The organism is Yersinia bercovieri ATCC 43970 (assembly GCF_013282745.1).
GTDB classification, from domain to species: Bacteria; Pseudomonadota; Gammaproteobacteria; order Enterobacterales; family Enterobacteriaceae; genus Yersinia; species Yersinia bercovieri.
The window spans coordinates 2,709,465-2,735,959 of sequence record NZ_CP054044.1 but is presented as its reverse complement, the minus strand read 5'-3'; the positions used below and the strand labels follow the sequence as shown (position 1 = coordinate 2,735,959).

The following is a 26,495-nucleotide window of genomic DNA, read 5'->3' as shown; positions in this document are numbered from 1 at the left end:
TATCAGCACAACACATGTCTTAATAAGAACGCACTTTCGGCGGGAAGGCCGCGCGTAACTTAGGTTGCATGTTTACCTCACGGCGGGTCATGCTTTCGGTATCTGGCAAATAGAGCGAGTGACACAGCCAGTTCGCATCATCACGTTCCGGGAAGTCGAAGCGGCTATGCGCGCCACGGCTTTCGGTACGGAAGTTTGCTGATACGGCGGTGGAAAACGCAGTTTCCATCAAGTTGTCCAACTCTAGGCATTCAATACGCTGGGTATTGAACTCACTAGATGTGTCATCCAGACGGGCATTTTGCAGACGTTCGCGGATAGTTTTCAGTTCTTCCAAGCCGTTTGCCATAGCATCACCTTCACGGAAGACCGAGAAGTTATTCTGCATACAGGCCTGTAATGCTTTGCGGATCTCAACCGGATCTTCACCTGAACGGGTGTTATTCCAGCGATTCATGCGGTCCAGCGAAGCTTCAATATCTGAGTCGCTGGCATCGCGGCTAGTACCCTGCTCCATCAATGACTCTTGCAGATGCATACCGGCTGCGCGACCAAAGACCACCAGGTCCAGTAGTGAGTTGCCACCCAGACGGTTTGCGCCGTGGACAGAAACACAGGCAATTTCACCCACTGCAAATAGACCAGGGATGACAACGTCTTCGCCCTTTTCATTTACGGTGATAGCTTGACCGGTCACTTTAGTTGGAATCCCCCCCATCATATAATGGCAGGTTGGGATCACTGGGATAGGTTCTTTGATTGGGTCAACGTGAGCAAAGGTACGTGATAACTCAAGAATACCCGGCAGGCGGGACTCCAACACATCTTTACCCAAATGATCCAGTTTCAGTTTGGCGTGTGGCCCCCACGGCCCCTCACAGCCACGGCCTTCACGGATTTCGATCATAATGGAACGTGCCACTACGTCACGACCCGCCAAATCCTTAGCGTTCGGGGCATAACGTTCCATAAAGCGCTCACCGTGTTTATTCAGCAGATACCCGCCTTCACCACGGCAACCTTCCGTCACCAATACCCCCGCGCCGGCGATACCCGTCGGGTGGAATTGCCACATTTCCATATCCTGCACCGGGACTCCGGCACGCAGAGCCATGCCGACACCGTCACCGGTATTAATGTGCGCATTGGTGGTGGATTGATAAATACGCCCGGCACCGCCGGTCGCCAGGATTGTCGCCCGCGCTTTGAAATAGACCACTTCACCGGTTTCGATACAGATGGCAGTACAGCCAACAAAAGCACCATCCTGATTCTTCACCAAATCCAACGCATACCACTCGGAAAAAATGGTGGTGTGGTTTTTCAGGTTCTGCTGATAAAGGGTGTGCAACAGCGCATGTCCCGTGCGGTCAGCTGCTGCCGCGGTACGCGCAGCTTGCCCACCGCCGAAGTTTAACGACTGCCCACCAAATGGCCGCTGATAAATGCTGCCATCATCCAAACGGGAGAAAGGTAACCCCATATGTTCCAGTTCCAGCACCGCTTCTGGGCCGGTTTTGCACATATATTCAATGGCATCCTGGTCACCGATATAATCGGAGCCTTTTACCGTGTCATACATATGCCATTCCCAGTTATCTTCGTGGGTATTACCCAGCGCGACGGTAATACCGCCCTGTGCTGACACCGTATGGGAACGGGTTGGGAAAACTTTTGATATCAGGGCGCAAGATAGCCCCATTTGTGAAATTTGCAGCGCGGCGCGCATACCAGCACCACCCGCACCGACAACAACAGCATCAAACTCTCTGACCGGCAGTTTCATTTAAGCACCCCACACCACAATTGTTCCATACAAGAGATAAACCAGCAGCGTAATCACGACAGCAAGCTGTAACACCAGTCGTATCGCTAGCGGCTTTATATAGTCCGTTAATACCTGCCACAGACCAATCCAGGCGTGAACCAGAATCGACAGTAAAGTCAGCAGGGTAAATACTTTTGTGATGTGCGAAGCGAAGAAGCCACGCCAGATTTCATAGGTGATATCTGGGACGATAATCACGAAGCCCAGAATATAAAGAATATATAGAGTGATGACGATTGCAGAAGCACGCAGTAACAGCCAGTCGTGTACTCCATTACGCCCTAACGCAGAAGCATTGCTTACCATACAAGGACTCCAGCTAAAACTGACAGCACCAGGGTTAACACCATTGTGACTTGGGCGGAGCGGGTCCCCGCAGCCAAGCTCTCTTCGATATAGCCGAAATCCATTAGCAAGTGACGAATGCCACCGCAAACGTGATAGGCCAGCGCAGTGAGTATTCCCCAGAAGATGAATTTAACAATAAAGCTATTCATGATCGCCGCAGCCTGCATGAATCCATCTTGCGAGGAGACAGACAAACCTAACAGCCAGAGGAGGATACCAACGGCAACGAAAGTCATTACGCCAGAGACGCGGTGTAAAATGGACGCTATCGCAGTAACAGGAAATCGGATCGTTTGCAGATCCAAATTGACAGGTCTTTGTTTTTTCACGTTTTTGCCCACACAGCTCTTATTAATTTCCATCCTCCGGGCCTGGGTGGGGATCAGACAGCGTTAAGGGTTTAAACCCTTCACATCGCACCTTTAACCATAACATCCTGAATGCTTAAAAGGCGTGCTCTTTATAACGCTGGGTGCTCCAACTTCAGGGTAATCCGGAGACCTGGCGGCAGTATAGGGGGTTCACATTCTTATTACAATTCCCACACAATCTGATTGGGAACATTTCCCCTGAACAGTGATTACGATCACGATTTACATAATTTACATAAAATTAATTATCTGATTTGACAAAGAATAAACATTTAAATTACAACTAAAGTAGAAATATGCCATATCATTCACCAAAGGTCTGCGTATACACTTCCCCATAAGCGCTAGTTATGTAACAGTGTAATGAGTGAATATCCCCATAGAAATCGTAGGCAATGAATTATAAAAGATAAGAACCTGACAAATCATTAACAACTTTGTAACTCCACCTGTCGATCCAGTACCTCGGATCACGGGCTGCATTGGCAAGATACTCTGTACCCTAAATCACGTTCTTGACCTAAAGAACTTGACGTAGCAGCGAGACAGCAAGCAAACGAATAGCGAGGCCCTTACACCGGTAAGTTATTCGGGAGAGAGAGGCCGGCTACTCACGCTGCAACAGCGAGTCAGAAGGATAAGCGATGAAAAAACAGAGCAGTGCTGCCTTACAGACATGTAAGCTATTTTAGTTGTTAGAGGTTTTAAAATAAGCGCTAAGGAGACTGTAAATGGCTAACAAAAAGGCGACGCTGAATCTGGAAGGCGAAGCTGCGATCGAACTGGGCGTGCTATCCCCAACCCTCGGCACTGACGTTATTGACGTCCGCACCTTGGGTTCTAAAGGTTATTTCACCTTTGATCCCGGTTTTACCTCTACCGCATCCTGCGAATCAAAAATCACTTACATTGATGGTGATGAAGGTATTCTGCTGCACCGTGGCTTCCCGATTGCCCAATTGGCAAAAGATTCGACCTATTTAGAAGTTTGCTACATTCTGCTGTATGGCGAAACGCCAACCGCAGAAGAGTATGAAACGTTCAGAACCACGGTGACCCGCCATACCATGATCCATGAGCAGATTACCCGTCTGTTCCACGGTTTCCGCCGCGACTCACACCCAATGGCCGTATTGTGCGGGGTCACCGGCGCACTGGCAGCCTTCTACCATGATGCGCTGGATGTAAATAACGAACGCCACCGTGAAATCACCGCCTTCCGTCTGTTGTCCAAAATGCCGACCGTCGCCGCGATGTGCTACAAATACTCACTTGGTCAGCCATTTGTTTATCCGCGCAATGACCTCTCTTACGCGGGCAACTTCCTGCACATGATGTTCTCCACGCCATGTGAGAAATATGAAGTTAACCCAGTGCTCGAGCGCGCTATGGATCGTATTTTCATCCTGCATGCCGACCATGAACAAAACGCCTCTACCTCTACTGTACGTACCGCCGGCTCTTCTGGCGCAAACCCATTTGCCTGCATCGCCGCAGGTATCGCCTCCCTGTGGGGGCCAGCTCACGGTGGCGCGAACGAAGCTTGCCTGAAGATGCTGGAAGAGATTAAAACCGTAGAGCACATTCCTGAATTTATCCGCCGTGCGAAAGATAAAAATGACTCTTTCCGCCTGATGGGCTTCGGTCACCGGGTGTATAAAAACCACGACCCGCGCGCCACCGTGATGCGTGAAACCTGTCATGAAGTGCTGAAAGAGCTGAATCTGAACGACAACCTGCTGGAAGTCGCGATGGAGCTGGAACGTATCGCGCTGAACGACCCGTACTTCATTGAGAAGAAACTCTATCCGAACGTGGACTTCTATTCAGGTATCATCCTGAAAGCCATGGGCATTCCATCTTCAATGTTTACGGTGATGTTCGCTATCGCCCGAACCATCGGCTGGATTGCTCACTGGAATGAAATGCACGATGACGGCATCAAAATCGCCCGTCCACGTCAGCTTTATACCGGCTATGCAGAGCGTGATTTTAAAAGCCAGCTGAATAAATAAGCTGATTTCTCGTTCTGCTCAGTCTGACAAACCCCGATGACGCGATCTGGAACGGAGAGGACGGGTAGAAGAGTAAAGCGTCCGCGCCAGGGATGGCGCGGCTCGAGCCTCCAGGGACGGATTGACGGCGTCTTTACGATCTAGCTGTTCTCTCCGCAACCGGCACTTTGTCAATAACCTCACGCCACCCTTAGGTGGCGTTTTTTTATCCCCAGAGAGTGGGAGTTATAAGCAACATCAATGAATCGCGCCACCAGAGATATGCAAATCATGCTCAATTTGCAACGCGATCGAAATGGCTAACTCCAACGCAATCAATACCGAATGAGTCGACATACTCGGCGCACCAGGGTGATTGACCGCCTGCTCAGGCAGATAAGGGATATGGATAAATCCACCCTTTACCTCACTATTAAGCTGGTTTAACCGATGCAATAGGCCATACATCACATGGTTGCAGACATAGGTTCCCGCCGTCTGGGAAACCGAGGCTGGAATACCCGCCTCACGCATCCCCTGCACCATCGCCTTAATCGGTAAACGGGTAAAGTAAGCTGCGGGGCCATTTTCAACGATGGGTTGATCTACCGGCTGATGGCCCAAATTATCGGGAATTCGCGCATCATCGACGTTAATCGCCACCCGTTCGATGGTGATATCCGCACGCCCTCCCGCCTGCCCAATGGCTAACACCAAAATCGGCTGAATATCATCTATCGCAGCATTCAGCGCAGTGAGTGCCTCCCCGAAGGCGCAAGGTAGCTGACGGGTCACCACTCTGACCCCGCCCAGCATTAAATCATTCAGCTGCTTAACCACTTCCCACGACGGATTGACACGCTCCCCGCCAAAGGGTTCAAACCCGGTAATGAGTACGCTTTTCATCGCCTCTCCTAGAGGAACATCAGAAAATAGAGTAAAAATACGTTAACTATCAAAAGCGTAATACCGGTTGGAATTTGTGCTTTGATTACCGCATTTTTGTCCGGCAGCTCCAATAATGCTGCGGGAACAATATTAAAGTTAGCTGCCATTGGTGTCATCAATGTACCGCAGTAACCGGAAAACATCCCGATAGCCGCCATCACCGCCGGATTACCACCGTGTTGCAACACCAAAATGGGAATACCAATACCAGCAGTCACGATTGGGAAAGCAGCAAAAGCATTGCCCATAATCATAGTTAATACTGCCATGCCAATAGCATAGACCGCCACGGCAACAAAGCGATGATCAACCGCCAGGTACTCTTGCGTCAGGTGTGCAATGGCCACACCGACACCGGCGGTGGTAAACAGCAGGCCCAGTGTTGCCAAAATTTGCGGCAAGATAAATGCCCAACCGATTGAGTCCAGCAGCCGCCGCGCTTCTTGTACCGGCTGTGCTGCCGTTTCATGGGTCATCACCACCGCAATAATCAAGCCAACGACACAACCAACAGTCATCGAAAACAGGGTGACCAGGGTGGCGTGATTACCCGAACCAAATAGCCATTGATCCAGTGCCGGAATATTATTAAACAGTAACACGCCAATTACCGTCACCACCGGAATAGCCAGGGCGGGAATAAACAGCCGATTACCCAAGCGCTTAGCGCTCACTTCGCGCTCTTGCGCTGTGCGCTGATGATAACTGCCCAGTTTTACACCGCCGAAACCTGCAATCAGCGCCATTATCACCACCACCACACCGACGGTAATATTCAGGATGCGCTTCTCATCCGGCCCCTCGCCTGCCAGCGTATTGGCCAGTCGATAGCTCCAATCGCCCACCAGAAAAATCAGCCCGTACAGCCCCCAGAATAGACCCGTCGTGATGCGGCGCGGGTTGGCCTTATCACGAAACGACATCACCGAGACAATCAGTAACACGGCACCGGCCAGCCAGTACAAATATTGTTGTTGGACAATCATTTGGCGTCTCCCTTAGTTGCCAGGGCAGAGCGGTTCAGCGCGGTTAATTCAGCAGCGAGTTGCTTATCTAAACGTTGCAGACGGAAAGCATGGATCAAGAAAGCACAAATCGCGGTCGGAATTCCCCACAGCGCGATGTGTAGTGGCTCGGTTTGAATGCCCCCCGACTCCAACATAAAGTTGTGCATGAAGATAATGGCACCGAAGGCGACAAAAATATCTTCACCGAAGAACAGGCCGACGTTATCCGTGGCGGCCGACATGGCGCGCAAACGATAGCGCACTTTTTCCGGCAGCTCACCATAACGGGTTTCCGCAGCCCCTTCCGCCATCGGTGCCAGCAATGGCCGCACCATTTGTGGATGACCGCCAAGACTGGTGAGACCCATTGCTGCCGTGGCTTCGCGCACAAACAGGTAGACAATCAGTAAACGGCCAGAGGTGGCACTCTTAATTTGCGCAATCCACGCCTGCGCACGCTCTTTCAAGCCGTGGCGCTCAAGCAAGCCGATAACGGCCAGTGGCAATAGCAGGATTAGTGGTAGGTTACGGGTGTTGAGAAAGCCCTCCCCCAACTTTTCCAAAATAGTAGCGAGGGGCATCAATGCCGCCACACCGGTGATGATCCCGGCGGTAATCACCACTAACACCGCGTTGATACGCAGTAAAAAGCCAATTACGATCGCCGCGATACCAATCAGCGGCCAAAGATTTACTGTTTGTTCCAAGGTGACTCTCCTGTCTTAAAATGCATTTAATGGGTGAATCTATTCCACCTGGGCCAAGCGGTTATGATTGTGATTGCCCAACAATTACCCCGTCACGGCCTCACTACTGCGCGGTGACCGCAATATTCTCCTGCTGAAAACTGTCCCGTAAGCGGCGGGCGAACGCCAAAGCATGGGCACCATCACCGTGCACGCAAACCGTATCGGCCTGCACCGCGACCCAACAGCCATCACGAGCCTGAACCTGATGACGCTGCACCATGGCTAAGGTTTGTGACAGCGCCAAATCGTCACTCTCAATGAGGGCATCGGGTTGGCTGCGCGGCACTAAGGTGCCATCGGGTTGATAGCGGCGATCAGCGAACACCTCCTGCCGCGTGACGAGACCGGCCCGCTGACCGGCGCGGATCAACTCACTGCCCGCTAGCCCGACGAGGTGCAAGGAGGAGTCGACCGCTTTCACTGCCTGAGCAATAGCATCTGCCAGCGCAGGATCAACGGCGGCCTGGTTGTACAACATGCCGTGGGGTTTTACATGCTGCATCACTCCCCCTTCCGCCTTGACGATAGCCGCCAGCGCACCCAACTGATAAATCACTTGGGCATAGACGGTTTCAACTGGGAGCTGCATCGCGGTGCGGCCAAAATTCTCGCGATCAGGGAAGCTGGGATGTGCGCCGATAGCTACGCCATATTCGATGGCCCAGCGCACTGATTGGCGCATAGTCTGCGCGTCGCCAGCATGAAAACCACAGGCGATATTGGCCGAACTGACCAACTGCAACAGCGCCTGATCATTGGCGCAGCCTTCACCTAAATCGGCATTTAAATCAATCTTCATTTGGCCTCCACGGCATCGAAACCTTTCTGCAAGCCCCACTCAATTTGTTGCAGGAAATGCTGCTGTTCTGATTTTGCCCGCAGCGCCTCTTCGACGGTACATGGCACAAAATGCACCGGTTCACCGAGTCTAATTTGCGCTAAATGGTAGAGATCAGCCTCGATCACGCAGGCAATACGCGGGTAACCACCAGTGGTCTGCGCATCCGCCATCAGCACAATCGGCTGGCCGTTATGGGGCACCTGCACCACACCGGGCAATAAGCCGTGGGACAACATTTCGCGGGAGGTTGTGCGGGCTAATTCACGGCCCGTCAGACGATAGCCCATCCGGTTGCTTTGCGGGCTAAGCTGCCAGGCCTCACGCCAGAAAGCGCCCTGCGCAATATCGTCGAATTGATGATATTCCGGCCCCGGCACTGCGCGAACACGGTTACCGAACAGCAGTTGTTTGATGCCCACAGATTCACGGGGCAACCGTGTCGGCTTCCCCAATGGCAGGGCATCGCCCTCTTTAATCAATCGCCCTTGATAACCGCCAAAACCCGCTTTCAAATCAGTGCTGCGCGATCCCAACATCTCCGGCACATCAATGCCGCCAGAGATAGCCAGATAGCTGCGCATCCCACGGTGTGGCACACTGAGTTTGAGCTGTTGCCCCGGCTTGACCGGATAACGCCAGCCAGTCCACAGCAGTTGGTCATCAAGCCGCGCATCACAACCGGCCCCCGTCACCGCTAGCCAACCCGCCTGAGTAAATTCAGCGGCAAATTGTCCTAGGGTGATCTCCAGCCCGGCAGCATCAGTCTCATTGCCCACCAACATATTGGCCATTTTCAGCGCCGGTAAATCGAGCGCCCCGCCCTGACTGATCCCTAATCGGCGGAAACCGCCACGGCCACTGTCTTGCACCGTGGTGTAAATACCGGAACGAATAATCTTCAGCATACGCCCCCCTTTAGCGGCAGAAAGCGCACATTATCCCCTGGGCGTAGCAAGGTTGGCGGCATCTCCAGTGGGTTAAATAGTGCCAGCGAGGTGCGGCCGATAAGCTGCCAGCCGCCGGGGGTCGCCAGCGGATAGATGCCCGTTTGGCTGCCACCAATCCCGACAGAACCGGGGGCGACCACCAGCCGTGGCTCCGCGCGCCGTGGGGTAGCGAGCTGTTCCGGCATCCCACCTAAGTATGAGAAACCCGGCTGGAAACCGAGGAAGTAGACGATATAGCTCGCCCCGGCATGGCACTCGACCACCTGACGCTCAGTCATGCCGGTATGGCGCGCCACTTCAGCCAGATCAGGGCCAGCCTCGCCGCCATAGATCACCGGAATAGTGATATCGCGGGACTCAGGGAGTAATGACTCACTCTCTTCCCACCAGCGCTGGAGTTTTTCGATAGCGTCCAGCGCCCTGTTTTGCGGATCAGCTAGCAATAAGGTGAGATTATTCATGCCGGGGATCGCCTCAAGGACGTCGGGATGATGAATCAGTCGATCAGCCAAACCCCAAATTCGTTGCTGGCTTGCTAAGGTTACCGGCGGTTCCAGCTCCAGAACTACCGCACTTTCTCCTAGTAAATAGCATCGTGCTCGTTGCACTCACATTCCCCTGATTAATTTAGAATTTCTATTTTCATTTTCGTTGGATAACTAACAGTAATAAGTACATATTTATGCGTTAGCGCCTGGCCGCTGTCAATAGAGCCTAATTAGCCGCTAGTGGCAAATAACCACCAGGCACAGCATAAAGAGTAAAATTAACCGCTGATAACGGCAGGTTTTCTAGTTTTTTGATGCGGGTAGACAGCAGAAACTGATTTTTTTCTTATTTAGAATCAGTATCAAACGAGAAAATCTTCTTAAAAATTGCAGACTTAACACTAAGTTGCGATGAGATGACTGTTTTAAACGCGCTGAAACAGGATAAAACCTTATTCCATGAGTGGTTAACTACGCGATTAAGTGAGATAAATGCATCAATAACAGCAATGCACCGATGAAAATCATCAGTGCATTCTGCATAAGAGGGCAAAAATGAGGTCAGGCGGGGTTGGGAATATCAATAAAGATAACCTCAAGTTTATACTCTGAGGCTAACCATTCACCCAGCGCCTTGATGCCATAGCGCTCAGTGGCATGATGCCCTGCCGCATAGAAATTCACCCCCATCTCTCGGGCAATATGAATGGTTTGTTCAGAAACTTCGCCCGTTATAAATGCATCCACCCCAAACTCAGCGGCTTGCTGAATGTATCCCTGCCCGCCACCACTACACCAGGCAATACGACGGATCTCTGCTGGTGCATGATCGCCACAATGCAGCACCTCACGGTTCAAGATTTTTTCCAGACGCTCACGTAAAATCACCGCATTTAGCGGCTGATCAAACTCGCCATAGGGCAGCAAGGGGTCAATTTCACCCATCACCCGAATGCCGAGTAACTGCGCCAGCTGTGCGTTATTGCCCAACTCAGGGTGGGCATCCAGCGGTAAGTGGTAGCCATACAGGTTGATGTCGTGGGTAAGCAATGTTTTCAAACGGTTACGTTTCATTCCGCGCACCACCACCGGTTCGTTCTTCCAGAAGTAGCCGTGGTGCACTAAAATAGCATCCGCCTGTTGCCCCACTGCCGCATCCAGCAGCGCCTGACTGGCGGTAACACCGGTCACGATGCGCCGTACATCTTGACGCCCCTCAACCTGCAACCCATTGGGCGCATAATCCTGAAAAGCCGCCGTATTAAGTTTGTTATTGAGCTGCATTTCTAATTCAGTATTACGCATGATGTCACTCTCCTTAAAGATAAAAAATGGCTAGAACTGCTGGCGATCCCCTTGCGCCATCAAAATAAAATTCACCCCCATATCATTGCCTTGCTGCAACTCACTGGCGATGGATTGCCGTACATCCTGCCCCTGCTGGAGTGAGGGTTTTATATGGCTAATCACCACCGGCAGACCTTTTAAGGGCTGACCTTCGCCGCTCTGCTTTTCCAGATTTTTCAACTCTTTTAGCAACCATTTTGGGGTCATATGGCCGTACAGCTTGCCGTCACTTACCGCGTTCGGGTAGGAGACTTCAATAATCATCCCTTTCAGTTGCTGCTGTTTGACCTTCTCAGCCAGCTTGCGCCACACCGTATCCAGATTTTTTGACTTCTCTATCTCATCCGGGCCGGTATCGCCAAAATAGGCAAAAGCGGCATTATTACTGCTAATCAGCAGCATCGAAGAGGGCGACTTATCATGGCTCAGCGGGTACATCTCACCGGTTAAGCGCGTAAGTCCGAGGCTCACCGGCTGGGCTGGGCGCACCATTTGCATCCGGTAAGTGCCCAAACGGGTGCCACTGCCACTGTCGGTAAAATTGGGCCAGACGCGCCAGTTAAAATAGTAGTTCCTCAGCACATCAATGGTATCAGCCGAGGCATAAATGGTTTTTTTGCTGTCCTCCGGTGAACCAATAATCAGGCCGGATACATGGTCAAGATGGGCGTGGCTGATGAAATAGCTATTAATGCGTTGGCGGAAGAGATAGCCCTGCCGGGTCAATGGCGCGGCCATTTCATCGGTAATATCAGGGAAACTGCCCTTCTCCAACGCCTTGGCAATGCCCGGTAACACTGAACCGGCATCCAGCGCCAAATAGAGTGGCTGGCTATCATCACGAATCAGATAGGAGGTCAGGTTGCCATCGGTGACGCCACCATCGACGCCAAGTGCTACCACCTCAAAGCCCGCCGCAGCCAGTGAGCTATACAGGCTAAGGGATAAAACCAGCCCCGTGTTAAGCGCCATTTTGGCCCTATTATGGCGGCATAACATGGCGTTAGCCGAAGAATTTAACAAAAACATGAAGGCTCCTTGTGATTAGGCTTCCTTGCTGCCATCCCGCTTAGCGGCGTCAAATGCCGCGAGTGTCGCCAATCTAGCCAGCTTATGATCCACCAGCGGTGGTGGGTAATTCAGATGTTGCTGCTGCCGCTGCGCCCAGCGCCAGGGCTGATGAATATCACTGTCTGGCACCGCCGCCAGTTCCGGCAACCAACGGCGAATAAAGGTGCCCTCTTTATCAAAACGCTCTCCTTGCGTGGTGGGATTGAAAATACGAAAATAGGGGGCCGCATCCGTACCCGTCGAGGCCGCCCACTGCCAGCCACCATTATTAGCTGCCAAATCGCCATCCAATAATTGAGACATAAAATAGCGCTCGCCGTGCCGCCAATCGATCAGCAGATCTTTGACCAGAAAACTGGCGCTAATCATACGCAGGCGGTTATGCATCCAGCCGGTTTCATTCAGTTGCCGCATTGCGGCATCGACAATAGGATAACCCGTCTGCCCCTGCTGCCAGGCGATTAATTGCTGTTCTGAGTGATTCCATCTTACTGCATCAGTCCAGCCAATAAAGGGATGATGCTGACATAAACGGGGATAGGCCACTAATAAATGACGATAAAACTCACGCCAGATCAACTCATTAAGCCAGGTAAAAGCCCCACTGTCACTCCTCTCCAGCAGATCAGGGCACTCGGCCCGCAGGCGGTTAAAGCATTGACGGGGTGAAACTATGCCTAGCGCTAAATAAGGAGACAAACAGCTAGTTCCGGCAATGGCGGGCCGATCACGCTGTTGCAGATAGTCCTGAACCTGCTCACGGCAGAAACTGCGCAGGCGCTGCAATGCCGCCTCCTCACCTGCCGGGAATAATGAGTTGTCGGCCGAGTGCTGCGGATAATCAAATGGCTCAAGCGGCGATAATTCGACAGCGCCTGAGTTTTGCCGCGCTTGCGGTGCGGGTACACAACGGCAATCACTCATCATCAGCCGCTGAATAAAGGCGCGGCGGAACGGGGTAAATATTTTGTACATCTCATGGTTGCCGGTCTGGACACTCCCCGGCGGCAATAGCACACTGTCATGGAAACTATGGCAAGCAATTGACTGACGATTTAGTTGCGCCGTGAATGCCTCATCCCGCCGCCGCTCGTTCAACTCATACTGTTGATTGTAAAACAGCGCATCAACTTGCTGCTGCTGACAAAAATTATCCAGCCAGACAATAGAATCCTGAAAATCATCACACTGGTGATAGTGCAGCGGTATCCCGCGACTGGCCAGTGCCCCCTGTAACAGTTGCAGATTCTGTCGCAAAAATGCCGCCTGCCGCGGTGCCATATCATGTGCCGCCCACTGCTTAGGTGTGGCGATAAATACCGCTATCACCCTGGCGTGCTCATCCTGACAGGCCGCATATAGGGCTAGATTATCAGTGACGCGTAAATCATTACGCAACCAAACCAAATGGGTAGCCATGCCCTATCCTTGCGGTGAATAAAAGCTAAAGTAGTGCTGCCCGGAGAGATAATCATTCGGGAACTCAATCAGATAAGCCATTAGTTGGGTGACAGGGGTACTCAGGGGCAATTCACCCAGCCGATATTGGTCGATAAGCTGTGCCAGCGCCTGCCGTTGGGGTGAATTGAGGTGAGGCCGGAAATAGCCCTGCACATGCATGAGCACATTGGTGTGATTAGCGGTGGTGGGCTGATGAGAGAGTAAATGCAGCAATCGCTGGCGATACTCAGCGGTGAAATCAATAAGTGAAGACCATTTATCCATTGAGGCAATAAAAGGGCCAATTTCGCGGTATTCAGGCTGCGAATGTGCCAGCAACACCAACTTGTAGCGGCTATGAAATGCCATCAACTTGCCACGGGTCATACCCGCCACACAGAGTGCATCAAGTTCATCGCGCGCATAACAATATTCACTACTGTGCACCACCTGATTGCTTTGCGGCATCCTATTCTCCATCAACCTTTGTTGTCTTGTGCCTCACTTGATTGATTTCATCATAACAGTTGTTGCCAAAGAAGCAGGGATTGGTTGATCGCGTTACTCATCTGCCCCTGGCGCAGGCAATAATAAATATCCTCCGGCATAGCCGGAGGTTTTTCATATGCGCCTATAAGGCTCTCTTACCTGCCGCGCCCTAACAGGCGCATCGCGATCTGACATTTGCATCACAATTCGTTACTTACGGCCCGTAAACGGGCTACCCGGATAGGGGATCGACAACTGCTCACCCATTTTATCCTCTTCCAGTTGGTGTTTTATGTATTCTTGTATCCTGGCTGTATTTTTACCCACCGTATCAACGTAATACCCTCGACACCAAAACTCCCGGTTACGATATTTGAACTTCAAATCGCCAAACTGCTCATAAAGCATCAGGCTACTCTTTCCCTTTAGGTATCCCATAAAGCCCGACACACTCATCTTGGGTGGGATTTCCAGAAGCATATGGATGTGATCCACACAACATTCCGCTTCCAGAATATTCACGTTCTTCCATTCGCACAGCTTTCTTAAAATACTGCCAATCGCTTTGCGCTTTTCCCCGTAGAACACCTGTCTTCGGTACTTCGGCGCAAATACTATGTGATATTTACAGTTCCATCGCGTGTGCGCTAAGCTCTTTTCGTCCCTCATAGGGACCCCCTTTTGATTTCTTGTTGAACGTTTGCAGTTGCCAGACCGCAAACTGTTTTAACAAATCAAAAGGGGTTTTTATAACTGACTCAAAGCTGAAAGCTTTACGGAACCCCCAGCCTAGCTGGGGGTTTTCTGTGCACAATAAATATCCTCCGGCATAGCCGGAGGTTTTTCATATGCGCCTATAAGGCTCTCTTACCTGCCGCGCCCTAACAGGCGCATCGCGATCTGACATTTGCATCACAATTCGTTACTTACGGCCCGTAAACGGGCTACCCGGATAGGGGATCGACAACTGCTCACCCATTTTATCCTCTTCCAGTTGGTGTTTTATGTATTCTTGTATCCTGGCTGTATTTTTACCCACCGTATCAACGTAATACCCTCGACACCAAAACTCCCGGTTACGATATTTGAACTTCAAATCGCCAAACTGCTCATAAAGCATCAGGCTACTCTTTCCCTTTAGGTATCCCATAAAGCCCGACACACTCATCTTGGGTGGGATTTCCAGAAGCATATGGATGTGATCCACACAACATTCCGCTTCCAGAATATTCACGTTCTTCCATTCGCACAGCTTTCTTAAAATACTGCCAATCGCTTTGCGCTTTTCCCCGTAGAACACCTGTCTTCGGTACTTCGGCGCAAATACTATGTGATATTTACAGTTCCATCGCGTGTGCGCTAAGCTCTTTTCGTCCCTCATAGGGACCCCCTTTTGATTTCTTGTTGAACGTTTGCAGTTGCCAGACCGCAAACTGTTTTAACAAATCAAAAGGGGTTTTTATAACTGACTCAAAGCTGAAAGCTTTACGGAACCCCCAGCCTAGCTGGGGGTTTTCTGTGCACAAAAAACCCGCGAGCATTAACTCGCGGGCTATTCACTTTACAGTACGTTTATCGTCGCAAAGCCTGCTGGCTCAGCCATCAATAAAAATCTTGTGCCGCCATTTCAGACTGTGCTAACCAGACCGGCTTATCACTGGTTTTCGCCCAGACACGGTGCAGGTAGCTGTAGAAACGGGCGCGATCTTTGCGGAAAAGCATCACTGGCAGCGCCAGTAAGCCCGCCAGAATCACGGCGCTGCGGCGCAAGAGAACCTGATGTAATGGGTATGCATTGTACATGGACATAACGATCCTCCTCTAAAAACGCCTTCGTATCATGGATGGCCAACTGTTCGCTAGGCCAATTTACCGCGAGGCGCTGAAAGTTAAATAAGATAATTGGTAACTGGACAAAATTTTACCGCATTGATTGAAACTTTACCACTCATCCGACCACTAATAGCGCATAAAAATCGATAGAAATTGTCACTTCTGTAATTTTGTTACATCAAGGTTAATTTAAAGCCACTTACTCGTTGCATTATCGTTATGCGCTATCTGGTTATTAGCAATTGGCTATCATCTTTTTCAAGCTGAATAAATTACACCCACTTGATGTACTTTTTTTGACCATTTTTATACTTTTTTTACACCCCACCCCACTTTTTTATCAAGAACTTTTCGCCCAACTTCCTAAGCTGCTGTTATCAAATCGTGAGTGACCAAAACTGGGTTATCAAAACATGCGCTGTGGAGGTGTATTGTGAGTTTCAGCATCATGGGTGGTGCGCTGCTGGTTCTGCTGCTTCTGGGCTATCTGGTTTATGCCCTGTTTAATGCGGAGGACTTTTAAATGGCGGCATCAGGATTTCTGCTTATCGCCAGTTTCATGCTGGTGTTGTTGGTGCTCTCCCGTCCGTTGGGGGGCGTTTTGGCACGCCTTATCGAAGGCGAACCTTTTGCGCCATTACAAAAAATCGAGGCCGCTTTATGGCGCTGTAGCGGCGTAAAAAATACAGAGATGAACGGCTGGCAATATGCGCTGGCGATCCTCAGCTTTAACTTGCTGGGCATTGTGCTGCTCTTTGCACTGCTTATGGCGCAAGGCTCACTGCCGCTGAATCCTGAAAATATGTCGGGTATGTCGTGGCATCTGGCACTGAACACCGCGGTCAGCTTCGTCACCAACACCAACTGGCAAGCCTATAGCGGCGAAAATACACTCAGTTATCTGAGCCAAATGGCGGGGCTGACGGTACAAAACTTCCTCTCTGCCGCCACCGGTATTGCTGTCGCTTTTGCGCTGATTCGGGCTTTTGCCCGCCATTCTGCGGCCACACTCGGCAATGCCTGGGTCGATCTGGTGCGCATCACTCTATATGTCTTACTGCCGATTGCGCTGATCATCGCACTGATTTTTGTCAGTCAGGGCGTGTTGCAAAATCTGGATAGCTACCTGCACATCACCACCCTGGAGGGGGTAAAACAGACCTTGCCGATGGGGCCGGTGGCCTCACAGGAAGCTATCAAGATGCTGGGGACCAATGGCGGCGGCTTCTTTGGTGCTAACTCGGCACATCCGTTTGAGAACCCAACCGCGTTCAGCAACTTTGTGCAGATGTTGGCGATTTTCCTGATCCCTTGCGCACTCTGCTTCGCCTTCGGCCAGGTGGTCGGGGATAACCGTCAGGGCCATGCGCTGATCTGGGCCATGTCGCTAATCTTTGTCGTCGCCGTGGTGGTGGTGATGTATGCCGAGCTGGCCGGTAACCCGCACTTAACTCAACTGGGTGCCAACAGCAATATCAATATGGAGGGCAAAGAGTCCCGCTTCGGTATTCTCGCCAGCAGCATGTATGCCGTGGTGACGACCGCCGCCTCTTGCGGAGCGGTTAACGCCATGCACGACTCCTTTACCGCCCTCGGTGGCATGGTGCCGATGTGGCTGATGCAGATTGGTGAGGTGGTGTTCGGCGGCGTCGGTTCAGGTTTGTACGGCATGTTGCTATTCGTGCTGCTGACCGTGTTTATTGCTGGCTTGATGATTGGCCGCACCCCTGAATATCTCGGCAAGAAAATTGACGTTTTTGATATGAAAATGACCGCGCTGGCGATTCTGGTCACCCCTGCTGTCGTGCTGCTGGGCACCGCACTGGCGCTCTGTACCGATGCCGGCCGCGCCGGGATCCTCAACCCCGGTGCCCACGGTTTTAGCGAAGTGCTCTACGCCCTCTCCTCTGCGGCCAACAACAACGGCAGCGCCTTTGCCGGCCTGAGTGTTAACACGCCGTTTTATAACCTGCTGCTCGCCGCGGCAATGTTCCTGGGGCGATTTGGGGTGATTCTGCCGGTATTGGCGATTGCCAGTTCGCTGGTGGCGAAAAAGCGCCAACCTGCGGGTAACGGCACCCTGCCGACTGCCGGGCCACTGTTTATCGGTTTGCTAGTCGGTACGGTGTTATTGGTCGGCGCATTGACCTTTATCCCCGCGCTGGCCTTAGGCCCGGTCGCTGAGCATCTGCAAATCTGGTTACCACATTGAATAGGTTACTCAAGCCAGTGATTCGGGGTCGCGAGCATCGCTACCCCCTGCGGCTTCAGTGCCAAGAGTATTGCTAAGAGAGAATAACGATGACTCACAAACAACGCGCGATTTTTGAACCAGCACTGGTTCGTACAGCGCTGCTTGATGCAATGAAGAAGCTGGACCCGCGCGTCCAGTGGCGTAATCCGGTGATGTTCGTGGTCTATCTGGGCAGTTGGCTGACTACCCTGATCTGGCTGGCGATATTGAGCGGGCAAACCGCCGGTAGCGCCACCTTTACCGGCAGTGTCGCCCTGTGGCTGTGGTTTACCGTGCTGTTTGCCAACTTTGCCGAAGCACTGGCCGAGGGGCGCAGCAAAGCGCAGGCTGAGAGTCTGCGTGGGGTGAAAAAAACCAGTTGGGCCAAAAAACTCTCGGCAGCCCGCTTTGATGCACCACATGAGAGTGTTTCTGCCGACAGTCTACGCAAGGGTGACCTGGTGCTGATCGAGGCCGGTGACACTGTGCCCTGCGATGGCGAAGTGCTGGAGGGCGGCGCATCGGTGGATGAGAGCGCCATTACCGGTGAATCTGCCCCGGTTATCCGCGAATCTGGCGGCGACTTCTCCTCCGTCACCGGCGGCACGCGCGTGCTGTCCGACTGGCTGGTAGTCGAGTGCAGTGCGAATCCGGGTGAAACCTTCCTCGACCGCATGATAGCCATGGTCGAAGGGGCAAAACGTCGCAAGACGCCAAACGAAGTGGCGCTGACCATCTTACTGATCGCGCTAACCATCGTCTTTTTACTGGCGACAGCGACACTCTATCCATTCTCCGTGTTCAGCGTCGAGGCAAACCAAGCCGGTCATCCCGTGACCATCACCGTGCTGGTGGCACTGCTGGTCTGTCTTATCCCCACCACCATTGGCGGCTTGTTATCCGCGATTGGCGTGGCGGGGATGAGCCGGATGTTGGGGGCCAACGTGATAGCCACCAGTGGGCGCGCGGTGGAAGCTGCCGGTGACGTTGATGTGCTGCTGCTGGATAAAACCGGCACCATCACTCTGGGTAATCGTCAGGCGTCAGAGTTCTTGCCCGCGCCGGGGGTCACCGAGCAGCAACTGGCGGATGCCGCGCAGCTCTCTTCGTTAGCTGACGAAACACCGGAAGGCCGCAGTATCGTGGTACTGGCTAAACAGCGGTTTAACTTGCGTGAGCGGGACCTGCACAGCCTGAATGCCACCTTTGTGCCCTTCTCGGCGCAAACCCGCATGAGCGGTGTTAACGTGCAGGATCGGATGATCCGCAAAGGGGCGGTCGATGCAATTCGCCGCCATGTGGAGTCTAATCAGGGCCACTTCCCGCGCGCCGTGGATGATGCGGTAGAGTATGTTGCCCGCACCGGCGGTACACCGCTGGTGGTGGCGGATGGGCCACGGGTGCTGGGGGTGGTGGCGCTAAAAGATATCGTGAAAGGCGGCATTAAAGAGCGTTTTGCAGAACTGCGCAAAATGGGCATTAAAACCGTGATGATCACCGGTGATAACCGCCTGACGGCCGCCGCCATTGCCGCAGAAGCGGGCGTGGATGATTTTCTGGCAGAAGCTACGCCGGAAGCTAAATTGGCATTGATTCGTCAGTATCAGGCAGAGGGTCGGCTGGTGGCGATGACGGGCGACGGCACCAACGACGCGCCAGCACTGGCACAAGCAGATGTGGCGGTGGCGATGAACTCCGGGACTCAGGCGGCCAAAGAGGCGGGCAACATGGTGGATTTAGACTCCAATCCGACCAAGCTGATTGAGGTGGTGCATATTGGCAAACAGATGCTGATGACCCGTGGCTCCCTGACCACCTTCAGTATCGCCAACGACGTCGCCAAATATTTCGCCATCATCCCGGCGGCCTTTGCCGCGACCTATCCGCAGCTCAACGCCCTGAATGTGATGCAGTTGCACTCCCCCGCCTCGGCAATCCTGTCGGCGGTGATCTTTAACGCACTGGTGATTGTATTTCTGATCCCACTGGCGCTAAAAGGGGTCAGCTATAAGGCGATGAGTGCCGCCGCCCTGCTGCGCCGCAACCTGTGGATCTATGGTCTGGGGGGGCTGCTGGTGCCCTTTGTCGGTATCAAAGTGATCGACCTGGTGCTAACAGCATTAAATTTGGGCTAGGAAAATCACGTTTTCGTCAAGGCCACTGTCACCGTTGATGGTGGCCCGTTTAAAGCGCTAAATTGAGGTAATAAAAGATGTCATCGACCACAAATATGTCATCAATAGCCCGCCACTCATATCTACGGCCAGCCTTGGTGCTACTGCTATTACTGACACTGATCACCGGCATCGCCTACCCGCTACTGACCACCGGGCTGGCTAAATTAATGTTTTCCCAGCAAGCTAAGGGGTCGCTGGTCATGTTGGGTGATGAGGTGATAGGTTCCGGTTTGATCGGCCAGAACTTTACTCAGCCGGGTTATTTTAGCGGCCGCCCATCAGTCACCGCAGAGATGCCTTATAATCCAATGGCCTCAGGTGGCAGTAATTTAGCGATCAGCAATCCGGCGCTGGAGCAGGCTATCAGTGAGCGGGTTAAATTACAGCGTCAGGCCAATCCTACGCAAACAGGCCCAGTACCGGTTGATCTGGTCACCGCGTCTGGCAGTGGTTTGGACCCCAGTATTTCGCTGGAAGCCGCCTATTATCAAGCGCCCCGCATTGCGGCCCTGCGCCAAATGCCGCTGTCTGAGGTGAAACAATTGATTGATAGCAGCACACAGAAAGCGACACCCAATTTCTTCGGTGAATCAGTGGTCAATGTGCTGAATCTGAATATGGCACTGGATGCTCAGAGTCACGTATCGGCAAAACCTTAAGGATCTAATCATCATGGATGCAGAACCAACCCGCCCAGACCCCGACAGCCTGCTCGCGGCCGCCAATGAGAAGCCCCGTGGCCGGTTGAAAGTCTTTTTTGGTGCCTGTGCCGGGGTGGGTAAAACCTACGCCATGCTGCAAGAGGCCCAGCGCCTGCGTGCTCAGGGGCTGGATCTGCTGGTCGGGGTGGTGGAGACACACGGGCGCAGCGAAACCGCCGCGTTGCTAGAGGGGCTAACCATTCTGCCGCAAAAGCGCATCCCTCACCGCAACCGTCAGATCCGTGAGTTTGATTTAGATGCCGCACTGGCCCGCCATCCGGCACTGATTTTGATGGATGAGCTGGCCCACAGTAATGCCCAGGGTTCCCGTCATCCCAAACGCTGGCAAGATGTGGAAGAGCTGCTGGATGCCGGTATTGATGTGCTGACCACCGTGAATGTGCAGCATCTGGAGAGCCTGAATGATGTAGTCGGCGGCGTGACAGGTATCCGCGTGCGGGAAACCGTGCCCGATCATATGTTTGATGAGGCCACGGAGGTGGTCTTGGTGGATCTCCCCCCCGATGATCTGCGCCAGCGCCTAAATGAGGGCAAAGTGTACATTTCCGGTCAGGCAGAGCGGGCCATTGAACATTTTTTCCGCAAAGGCAACCTAATCGCCCTACGCGAACTGGCCCTACGCCGTACTGCTGATCGGGTTGATGACCAGATGCGGGCCTTCCGTGACACCCAGGGGCGCGAGCGCGTCTGGCACACCCGCGACGCTATCTTATTATGTATCGGTCACAACAGCGGCAATGAAAAACTGGTGCGCACCGCCGCCCGACTGGCGGCTCGATTGGGCTGTATCTGGCATGCGGTGTATGTGGAAACCCCACGTCTACATGGCCTGCCGGAAGCCCGGCGGCGGGCTATCTTGCGCACACTGAAGCTGGCGCAAGATCTGGGGGCGGAGACCGCCACACTCTCGGAACCCAGTGAAGAGAAGGCCATACTGCGCTACGCCCGTGAGCATAATCTGGGCAAAATCATTATTGGCCGCCGAGTAGAGAAACAGTGGAAACTGCGCGGCAGCTTTGCCGACCGCCTCGGTAAGTTAGGGCCGGATTTAGATCTGGTGATCATCGCGCTGGAGGATGATGATCGTGTCGCCAGTGTCGCGAAAGAGAGTGACTCACGCCCCTTCACGGAGAAGTGGCGTATGCAGCTACGTGGCTGTATTGCGGCCATCGGCTTATGTGCCGTGATCACTCTATTATCACAATGGTTAATGCCCGGATTCGATCAGGCCAATCTGGTGATGGTTTACTTGCTCGGCGTGGTCATTATTGCGCTGTTCTATGGTCGCTGGCCCTCGGTATTGGCGGCATTTATTAATGTGGCCAGTTTCGATCTGTTTTTTGTGCAGCCACATGGCTCGCTGGCGGTCACTGATGTGCAATATCTGGTGACTTTTGGTGTGATGCTCATTGTCGGGATCGTGGTGGGTAATCTGACCGCCGGAGTGCGCTATCAGGCCAGAATTGCCCGTTATCGTGAGCAACGCGCCCGCCATCTGTACGAAATGTCACGTGAGTTAAGCCGCGCTCTCACCCCGGCTGATATCGCCAAAACCAGCCGTCATTTTCTCTCCAGCAGTTTTCAGGCCAAAACGGGCCTGTTGCTACCACAGGAGGAGGGGCGCTTACAACAAATTGCCACCGATGATGGCGGCACTCTCTCCGTTGACGAGGCCATTGCGCGCTGGAGTTTTAACAAAGGTGCGCCGGCTGGCGCGGGCACAGATACCCTGCCGGGGGTGCCCTATCAACTGCTACCGCTCACCGCGTCCAAACAGACCTTCGGTGTACTGGCGATTGAACCGGCTAACTTGCGCCAATTGATGGTGCCGGAGCAGCAGCGCTTGCTACAAACCTTTACCAGCCTGATTGCCAACGCGCTGGAGAGGCTGCATCTGGCGCGCAGCGCCGAACTGGCAAAACTGGATGCCGAGCGGGAGCAACTGCGCAACTCACTGCTGGCGGCACTCTCCCACGATTTGCGCACTCCACTGACCGTGCTATTCGGTCAGGCGGAGATACTGACGCTAGATCTGGCCGCTGAGGGTTCGCCCCATGCTCCACAGGCTAACCAGATCCGTCAGCAAGTGCTCAGCACCACCCGACTGGTCAATAATTTACTGGATATGGCGCGCATTCAGTCTGGCGGTTTTAATCTGCGCAAAGAGTGGCAGTCACTTGAGGAGATAGTCGGCAGTGCACTGCATATGCTGGAAACCACCCTCAGCCATCATCAGATTCGTGTCGAGCTGCCAGATAAGATGGTGCTGATCAATTGTGACGGCAGCTTACTAGAGCGGGTGTTTATTAACCTGCTGGAGAATGCCCATAAATATGCCGGGAATGTCGCGCTACTGGGCATTCGTGCGGTGGTGCAAGGTGAATGGCTGAATGTGGAAGTGTGGGATAACGGCCCTGGTGTCACTCCTGGGCAAGAGCAGCTTATTTTTGATAAATTTTCCCGTGGAAACAAAGAGTCGGCCATTCCTGGTGTCGGCTTGGGATTAGCCATTTGTCGTGCCATCATTGATGTGCACGGCGGGCGGATCTGGGTTGAGAAAAGCCAGGATGGCGGTGCCAGCTTCCACTTTACTTTACCGCTGGAAGCCGCACCTGATATTGATGCCGATAACGTTGATATCGAGTACATTGATACAGCAAATGACAATACCAATACCAATACCAATAACAGTGGCAAAAACAAGCTATTGAGCTAGCCGTAAGGAGAAGCGACCATTTCCACCACCAATATCCTGATTGTTGAAGATGAAAAAGAGATCCGCCGCTTTGTACGTATTGCGCTGGAGAGTGAAGGCTGGCGGGTATTTGAGAGTGATACTCTGCAACGGGGCCTGATTGAAGCGGGCACCCGTAAACCTGATCTGATCATTTTGGATTTGGGGCTGCCCGATGGCGACGGCCTGACCTATATTCAGGATCTCCGTCAGTGGAGTGCTATTCCAATTATTGTGCTATCAGCCCGCAATAGCGAGGAGGATAAAGTGGCCGCGCTGGATGCCGGTGCTGATGACTATCTGAGTAAACCTTTTGGTATCAGTGAATTACTTGCACGAGTGCGGGTGGCATTGCGCCGCCATAGTGGTGGCAGCCAAGAGAGCCCGTTGGTGAATTTTGCTGATATCAGCGTCGATTTAATCAACCGCCAGGTCACCCGTGCCGGCGAAAACCTGCACCTGACCCCCATTGAGTTCCGCCTGCTCTCAGCCCTGCTCGCTAATGCCGGCAAGGTGATAACCCAACGCCAGCTACTCAGCCAAGTCTGGGGGCCTAATTATGTCGAACACAGCCATTACCTGCGCATTTATATGGGTCACTTACGCCAGAAATTAGAAGCAGACCCTACCCGCCCCAAACACCTGCTCACTGAAACCGGTGTCGGCTATCGCTTTATTCTTTAGCTCAAAAATCTATATTAGTTACAGCGCCCATACTCTCCATTCATTCGCGGCGCGCATTAAATCACACCATTAATAATAGATTTAAAGATAAATCTAATGATTATTAATTTAAAAAAAATCAATCATAGGATAATAATATAAAAACACACCAAAGGAAAACATCATGACTGACATAATCCACGAACAAAAAATATATGAAATAAGCCCTAATCATCACTCTGATAAATACAAGAAAATAACTAAATCAATCGATAATAAGAATAATATCACGTTAAAATTTTACAATATAAACTCAAATGAATTATCTATTGACAAAAAAGAAAATGAACACTTTATTCACATCATGGACAGCACTATAACTACAGGCAACAACATCACTGACACACTTAAATTAAATGAACTCATAGCAAGTGAAGTCAAAGAAATAGAGTCTATCACATTCATATTCTGTGATCTTAACGGAAAAGAGGAGGATTCATTAGAAATAGGCGTTAGCATTGATGGACATAAATTAAAAAATTTTACTCCAAAAACAAAAAGAATGTTCATGTTAGGAGGTGGCAGTCAACATGACGATAGCAATATTTATTATAGATACCAACTTATCAATTTCTCTAGCAGTACCAAAAACACAATAATCCTCGGCGAAAATTACCGTAATCAAATTCTAGGTGGCAGCCAAGATGACATTATTAATACCTACGATGGCAATGACTCAATAAATAGTGGCGCTGGTGATGATATTATTTCTGCAGGTGGTGGCAATGATTATATTACTGGTGGTGCCGGAAATGACACAATACACGGCGGGCAAGGTGATGACACTATCGATGGAGATGAGGGAAATGACACAATACACGGCGAGCAAGGTGATGACACTATCTATGGAGGTGAGGGAAATGACACAATACACGGCGAGCAAGGTGATGACACTATCTATGGAGGTGAGGGAAATGACACAATACACGGCGGGCAAGGTAACAATGTTATTCACGGGGATGACGGAGATGATGTAATATATGCTGAACAAGGTAATAATACTATTTATGGTGGAAATGGAAATGATACAATACACGGCGGACAAGGTCAATATATTATTCACGGGGGGAGCGGAGATGATATAATACATGGTGAACAAGGGCAGGGTACTATTTATGGGAACGATGGGGATGATACTATTTATGTGGGCGCAGGGCGTTGGGGAAGTATTATTAAAGCGGGGACAGGTAATGATTATATTGTTGGTAGTATCCAAAGTGATAAAATAAGCGGTGGAGAGGGTAATGATACTATTTTTGGGGGTGATGGTGCAGACACAATTTCAGGTGGCGCAGGCACAGACATTATACATGGCGGCGATGAAATGGATTATCTGATGGGCGACGACGGTAACGACTATATTTCTGGCGATGCCGGTGGTGAACATTTTTCCACTGGTAATCATCTTTTTGGCGGTAGTGGTAACGACATGATTTTTGCTGGCGATGGCGGTGACCAGATAGAGGGCGATGGAAATAATCCTAAAGATAATGGGCGAAATAATATAGGTGACGACCATCTGTTTGGCGGTAAAGGTAATGATGAGTTAATCGGGGGGAGAGGCAATGATTTCTTAGCTGGCGGTCATGGGGATGATACATATCATTTCTTTGTTGGCGATGGCGTCAACATAATAAATGAGGAGTCAGGCGGGAATAATATCCTTAAATTTGACCATCACTTTTTCCACGAATTAAAAACAGAACGATATGGTTCACATATGTTAATTACCAGCAATAAAAATGGTGATAATCTACGTGTATTAGTTAAGAACCAGCTAAGTGATAAGGGGCCAAAGACTCAATGGTTAGTAACAAAACAGTACCCCGGTAGTAATTCACCCGATAATTTTCGTATGGAAATACCTAGTTTTTTTGCTGTGCAATCTACTGATTTAGGTCAGATTACAGATTCAAAAGTCAATGACATGCTAAATAAAGAACGTGAATATGGCATTAACAAAGTATCCTCTATTTTTAATCCAAAACACACAAAGTGTCGTGAACAAAACCTCGCTATGCTGACACAGGCAATATCACAACAACAAGAGCCGCAATCAACTAGTGAATTTTTACCCCCCCATTTTATACCAAAGAATGTCGTCAATTTTCTCACCTTCCTGGATAAGTAATAACTCTCGTTTATTGCTGAAAAGAAGATGGGCAAATAGTGTTTCAGGGCGTAGTATCGGCCTTTTGCTATAAA

25 protein-coding genes are annotated in these 26,495 nt (G+C 51.5%); 9 read left to right on the top strand and 16 right to left on the bottom strand.

Going from position 1 to position 26,495, the window contains the following annotated elements:
* Positions 1 to 19 precede the first annotated feature (19 nt).
* The 3 genes from sdhA to sdhC are packed head-to-tail and all read right to left on the bottom strand — an operon-like array spanning position 20 to position 2,538.
* Positions 20 to 1,786, bottom strand: coding sequence for a succinate dehydrogenase flavoprotein subunit (sdhA, locus tag HRK25_RS12345; RefSeq protein ID WP_005278468.1), 1,767 nt, complete (start codon positions 1,784 to 1,786; stop codon positions 20 to 22).
* The gene (sdhD, locus tag HRK25_RS12340; protein ID WP_032898739.1) at positions 1,787 to 2,134 is read right to left on the bottom strand and encodes a succinate dehydrogenase membrane anchor subunit; all 348 of its coding nucleotides are present in this window, start codon (positions 2,132 to 2,134) and stop codon (positions 1,787 to 1,789) included.
* Positions 2,128 to 2,538 (bottom strand): succinate dehydrogenase cytochrome b556 subunit, encoded by a 411-nt coding sequence (sdhC, locus tag HRK25_RS12335; protein ID WP_172666406.1) that lies wholly within the window; start codon positions 2,536 to 2,538, stop codon positions 2,128 to 2,130. The genes sdhD and sdhC overlap by 7 nt, the downstream gene beginning before the upstream one ends.
* Positions 2,539 to 3,278: 740 nt before the next feature.
* Between sdhC and HRK25_RS12330 the strand changes: the two genes are divergently transcribed.
* The gene (locus HRK25_RS12330) at positions 3,279 to 4,562 is read left to right on the top strand and encodes a citrate synthase (protein ID WP_005278459.1); all 1,284 of its coding nucleotides are present in this window, start codon (positions 3,279 to 3,281) and stop codon (positions 4,560 to 4,562) included.
* A gap of 121 nt (positions 4,563 to 4,683) precedes the next feature.
* Positions 4,684 to 4,806 carry a gluconate 5-dehydrogenase gene (locus tag HRK25_RS20455; protein ID WP_099460619.1) on the top strand — a complete coding sequence of 41 codons (123 nt, stop codon included), beginning with the start codon at positions 4,684 to 4,686 and terminating at the stop codon, positions 4,804 to 4,806.
* On the opposite strand, the gene pcp is transcribed toward HRK25_RS20455, so the two are convergent.
* The 13 genes from pcp to HRK25_RS12265 form a co-directional block, all read right to left on the bottom strand.
* Entirely contained in the window at positions 4,800 to 5,447 is a 648-nt protein-coding gene (gene pcp / locus HRK25_RS12325; RefSeq protein WP_005279653.1) for a pyroglutamyl-peptidase I, read from the bottom strand. The two genes, HRK25_RS20455 and pcp, sit on opposite strands and share 7 nt — an antisense overlap.
* Positions 5,448 to 5,455: 8 nt before the next feature.
* On the bottom strand, positions 5,456 to 6,475 hold the full coding sequence (locus HRK25_RS12320) for a DUF979 domain-containing protein (RefSeq protein ID WP_032899113.1): 1,020 nt from the start codon (positions 6,473 to 6,475) through the stop codon (positions 5,456 to 5,458).
* Complete coding sequence (locus HRK25_RS12315) at positions 6,472 to 7,203, bottom strand: DUF969 domain-containing protein (protein ID WP_005279651.1); 732 nt, start codon at positions 7,201 to 7,203, stop codon at positions 6,472 to 6,474. Before HRK25_RS12315 ends, HRK25_RS12320 begins: the two co-directional genes overlap by 4 nt.
* 103 nt (positions 7,204 to 7,306) lie before the next feature.
* A complete protein-coding gene (pxpA, locus tag HRK25_RS12310) occupies positions 7,307 to 8,044 on the bottom strand; it encodes a 5-oxoprolinase subunit PxpA (RefSeq protein ID WP_032899111.1) in 738 nt (245 codons plus the stop codon).
* Positions 8,041 to 8,991, bottom strand: a complete 951-nt coding sequence (gene pxpC / locus HRK25_RS12305; protein ID WP_032899109.1) for a 5-oxoprolinase subunit PxpC — start codon at positions 8,989 to 8,991, stop codon at positions 8,041 to 8,043. Before pxpC ends, pxpA begins: the two co-directional genes overlap by 4 nt.
* The gene (pxpB, locus tag HRK25_RS12300; RefSeq protein ID WP_005279648.1) at positions 8,985 to 9,641 is read right to left on the bottom strand and encodes a 5-oxoprolinase subunit PxpB; all 657 of its coding nucleotides are present in this window, start codon (positions 9,639 to 9,641) and stop codon (positions 8,985 to 8,987) included. Before pxpB ends, pxpC begins: the two co-directional genes overlap by 7 nt.
* 441 nt (positions 9,642 to 10,082) lie before the next feature.
* Positions 10,083 to 10,826, bottom strand: coding sequence for a type 2 GTP cyclohydrolase I (locus HRK25_RS12295; protein ID WP_005279647.1), 744 nt, complete (start codon positions 10,824 to 10,826; stop codon positions 10,083 to 10,085).
* Positions 10,827 to 10,856: 30 nt separating this feature from the next.
* The gene (locus tag HRK25_RS12290; protein ID WP_161598540.1) at positions 10,857 to 11,867 is read right to left on the bottom strand and encodes an MBL fold metallo-hydrolase; all 1,011 of its coding nucleotides are present in this window, start codon (positions 11,865 to 11,867) and stop codon (positions 10,857 to 10,859) included.
* Positions 11,868 to 11,912: 45 nt separating this feature from the next.
* A complete protein-coding gene (phrB, locus tag HRK25_RS12285; RefSeq protein ID WP_005279645.1) occupies positions 11,913 to 13,358 on the bottom strand; it encodes a deoxyribodipyrimidine photo-lyase in 1,446 nt (481 codons plus the stop codon).
* A 3-nt stretch (positions 13,359 to 13,361) separates the two neighbouring features.
* Positions 13,362 to 13,847, bottom strand: coding sequence for a YbgA family protein (locus tag HRK25_RS12280; RefSeq protein ID WP_005279644.1), 486 nt, complete (start codon positions 13,845 to 13,847; stop codon positions 13,362 to 13,364).
* Positions 13,848 to 14,078: 231 nt separating this feature from the next.
* Positions 14,079 to 14,537 carry an IS200/IS605-like element IS1541B family transposase gene (tnpA, locus tag HRK25_RS12275; RefSeq protein WP_032899290.1) on the bottom strand — a complete coding sequence of 153 codons (459 nt, stop codon included), beginning with the start codon at positions 14,535 to 14,537 and terminating at the stop codon, positions 14,079 to 14,081.
* Between the two features lie 253 nt (positions 14,538 to 14,790).
* Complete coding sequence (gene tnpA, locus HRK25_RS12270; protein WP_032899290.1) at positions 14,791 to 15,249, bottom strand: IS200/IS605-like element IS1541B family transposase; 459 nt, start codon at positions 15,247 to 15,249, stop codon at positions 14,791 to 14,793.
* A 221-nt stretch (positions 15,250 to 15,470) separates the two neighbouring features.
* The gene (locus HRK25_RS12265) at positions 15,471 to 15,677 is read right to left on the bottom strand and encodes a YbfA family protein (protein ID WP_032898490.1); all 207 of its coding nucleotides are present in this window, start codon (positions 15,675 to 15,677) and stop codon (positions 15,471 to 15,473) included.
* Between the two features lie 457 nt (positions 15,678 to 16,134).
* On the opposite strand from HRK25_RS12265, the gene HRK25_RS12260 reads away from it, so the two are divergent.
* The 7 genes from HRK25_RS12260 to HRK25_RS12230 all read left to right on the top strand — a co-directional run bounded on the left by HRK25_RS12260 (position 16,135) and on the right by HRK25_RS12230 (position 26,421).
* The gene (locus HRK25_RS12260) at positions 16,135 to 16,224 is read left to right on the top strand and encodes a K(+)-transporting ATPase subunit F (RefSeq protein WP_032898491.1); all 90 of its coding nucleotides are present in this window, start codon (positions 16,135 to 16,137) and stop codon (positions 16,222 to 16,224) included.
* Complete coding sequence (kdpA, locus tag HRK25_RS12255) at positions 16,225 to 17,913, top strand: potassium-transporting ATPase subunit KdpA (protein WP_005277093.1); 1,689 nt, start codon at positions 16,225 to 16,227, stop codon at positions 17,911 to 17,913.
* 89 nt (positions 17,914 to 18,002) lie between these two features.
* Complete coding sequence (kdpB, locus tag HRK25_RS12250) at positions 18,003 to 20,069, top strand: potassium-transporting ATPase subunit KdpB (protein WP_005277095.1); 2,067 nt, start codon at positions 18,003 to 18,005, stop codon at positions 20,067 to 20,069.
* Positions 20,070 to 20,146: 77 nt separating this feature from the next.
* The gene (gene kdpC, locus HRK25_RS12245; RefSeq protein ID WP_005277097.1) at positions 20,147 to 20,770 is read left to right on the top strand and encodes a potassium-transporting ATPase subunit KdpC; all 624 of its coding nucleotides are present in this window, start codon (positions 20,147 to 20,149) and stop codon (positions 20,768 to 20,770) included.
* 13 nt (positions 20,771 to 20,783) lie between these two features.
* Positions 20,784 to 23,549, top strand: coding sequence for a two-component system sensor histidine kinase KdpD (kdpD, locus tag HRK25_RS12240; protein WP_005277100.1), 2,766 nt, complete (start codon positions 20,784 to 20,786; stop codon positions 23,547 to 23,549).
* A gap of 18 nt (positions 23,550 to 23,567) precedes the next feature.
* Entirely contained in the window at positions 23,568 to 24,251 is a 684-nt protein-coding gene (gene kdpE, locus HRK25_RS12235; RefSeq protein ID WP_032898492.1) for a two-component system response regulator KdpE, read from the top strand.
* A gap of 163 nt (positions 24,252 to 24,414) precedes the next feature.
* On the top strand, positions 24,415 to 26,421 hold the full coding sequence (locus tag HRK25_RS12230) for a calcium-binding protein (RefSeq protein WP_099460656.1): 2,007 nt from the start codon (positions 24,415 to 24,417) through the stop codon (positions 26,419 to 26,421).
* Positions 26,422 to 26,495 lie beyond the last annotated feature (74 nt).

Excerpts from the sequence above, each read along its gene's own strand:
- sdhA (WP_005278468.1), bottom strand. The coding sequence starts at position 1,786 with ATGAAACTGCCGGTCAGAGAGTTTGATGCTGTTGTTGTCGGTGCGGGT.
- sdhD (WP_032898739.1), bottom strand. The coding sequence starts at position 2,134 with ATGGTAAGCAATGCTTCTGCGTTAGGGCGTAATGGAGTACACGACTGG.
- sdhC (WP_172666406.1), bottom strand. The coding sequence starts at position 2,538 with ATGGAAATTAATAAGAGCTGTGTGGGCAAAAACGTGAAAAAACAAAGA.
- HRK25_RS12330 (WP_005278459.1), top strand. The coding sequence starts at position 3,279 with ATGGCTAACAAAAAGGCGACGCTGAATCTGGAAGGCGAAGCTGCGATC.
- pcp (WP_005279653.1), bottom strand. The coding sequence starts at position 5,447 with ATGAAAAGCGTACTCATTACCGGGTTTGAACCCTTTGGCGGGGAGCGT.
- HRK25_RS12320 (WP_032899113.1), bottom strand. The coding sequence starts at position 6,475 with ATGATTGTCCAACAACAATATTTGTACTGGCTGGCCGGTGCCGTGTTA.
- pxpA (WP_032899111.1), bottom strand. The coding sequence starts at position 8,044 with ATGAAGATTGATTTAAATGCCGATTTAGGTGAAGGCTGCGCCAATGAT.
- pxpC (WP_032899109.1), bottom strand. The coding sequence starts at position 8,991 with ATGCTGAAGATTATTCGTTCCGGTATTTACACCACGGTGCAAGACAGT.
- HRK25_RS12295 (WP_005279647.1), bottom strand. The coding sequence starts at position 10,826 with ATGCGTAATACTGAATTAGAAATGCAGCTCAATAACAAACTTAATACG.
- HRK25_RS12290 (WP_161598540.1), bottom strand. The coding sequence starts at position 11,867 with ATGTTATGCCGCCATAATAGGGCCAAAATGGCGCTTAACACGGGGCTG.
- phrB (WP_005279645.1), bottom strand. The coding sequence starts at position 13,358 with ATGGCTACCCATTTGGTTTGGTTGCGTAATGATTTACGCGTCACTGAT.
- HRK25_RS12280 (WP_005279644.1), bottom strand. The coding sequence starts at position 13,847 with ATGCCGCAAAGCAATCAGGTGGTGCACAGTAGTGAATATTGTTATGCG.
- tnpA (WP_032899290.1), bottom strand. The coding sequence starts at position 14,537 with ATGAGGGACGAAAAGAGCTTAGCGCACACGCGATGGAACTGTAAATAT.
- tnpA (WP_032899290.1), bottom strand. The coding sequence starts at position 15,249 with ATGAGGGACGAAAAGAGCTTAGCGCACACGCGATGGAACTGTAAATAT.
- HRK25_RS12265 (WP_032898490.1), bottom strand. The coding sequence starts at position 15,677 with ATGTCCATGTACAATGCATACCCATTACATCAGGTTCTCTTGCGCCGC.
- kdpA (WP_005277093.1), top strand. The coding sequence starts at position 16,225 with ATGGCGGCATCAGGATTTCTGCTTATCGCCAGTTTCATGCTGGTGTTG.
- kdpB (WP_005277095.1), top strand. The coding sequence starts at position 18,003 with ATGACTCACAAACAACGCGCGATTTTTGAACCAGCACTGGTTCGTACA.
- kdpC (WP_005277097.1), top strand. The coding sequence starts at position 20,147 with ATGTCATCGACCACAAATATGTCATCAATAGCCCGCCACTCATATCTA.
- kdpD (WP_005277100.1), top strand. The coding sequence starts at position 20,784 with ATGGATGCAGAACCAACCCGCCCAGACCCCGACAGCCTGCTCGCGGCC.
- HRK25_RS12230 (WP_099460656.1), top strand. The coding sequence starts at position 24,415 with ATGACTGACATAATCCACGAACAAAAAATATATGAAATAAGCCCTAAT.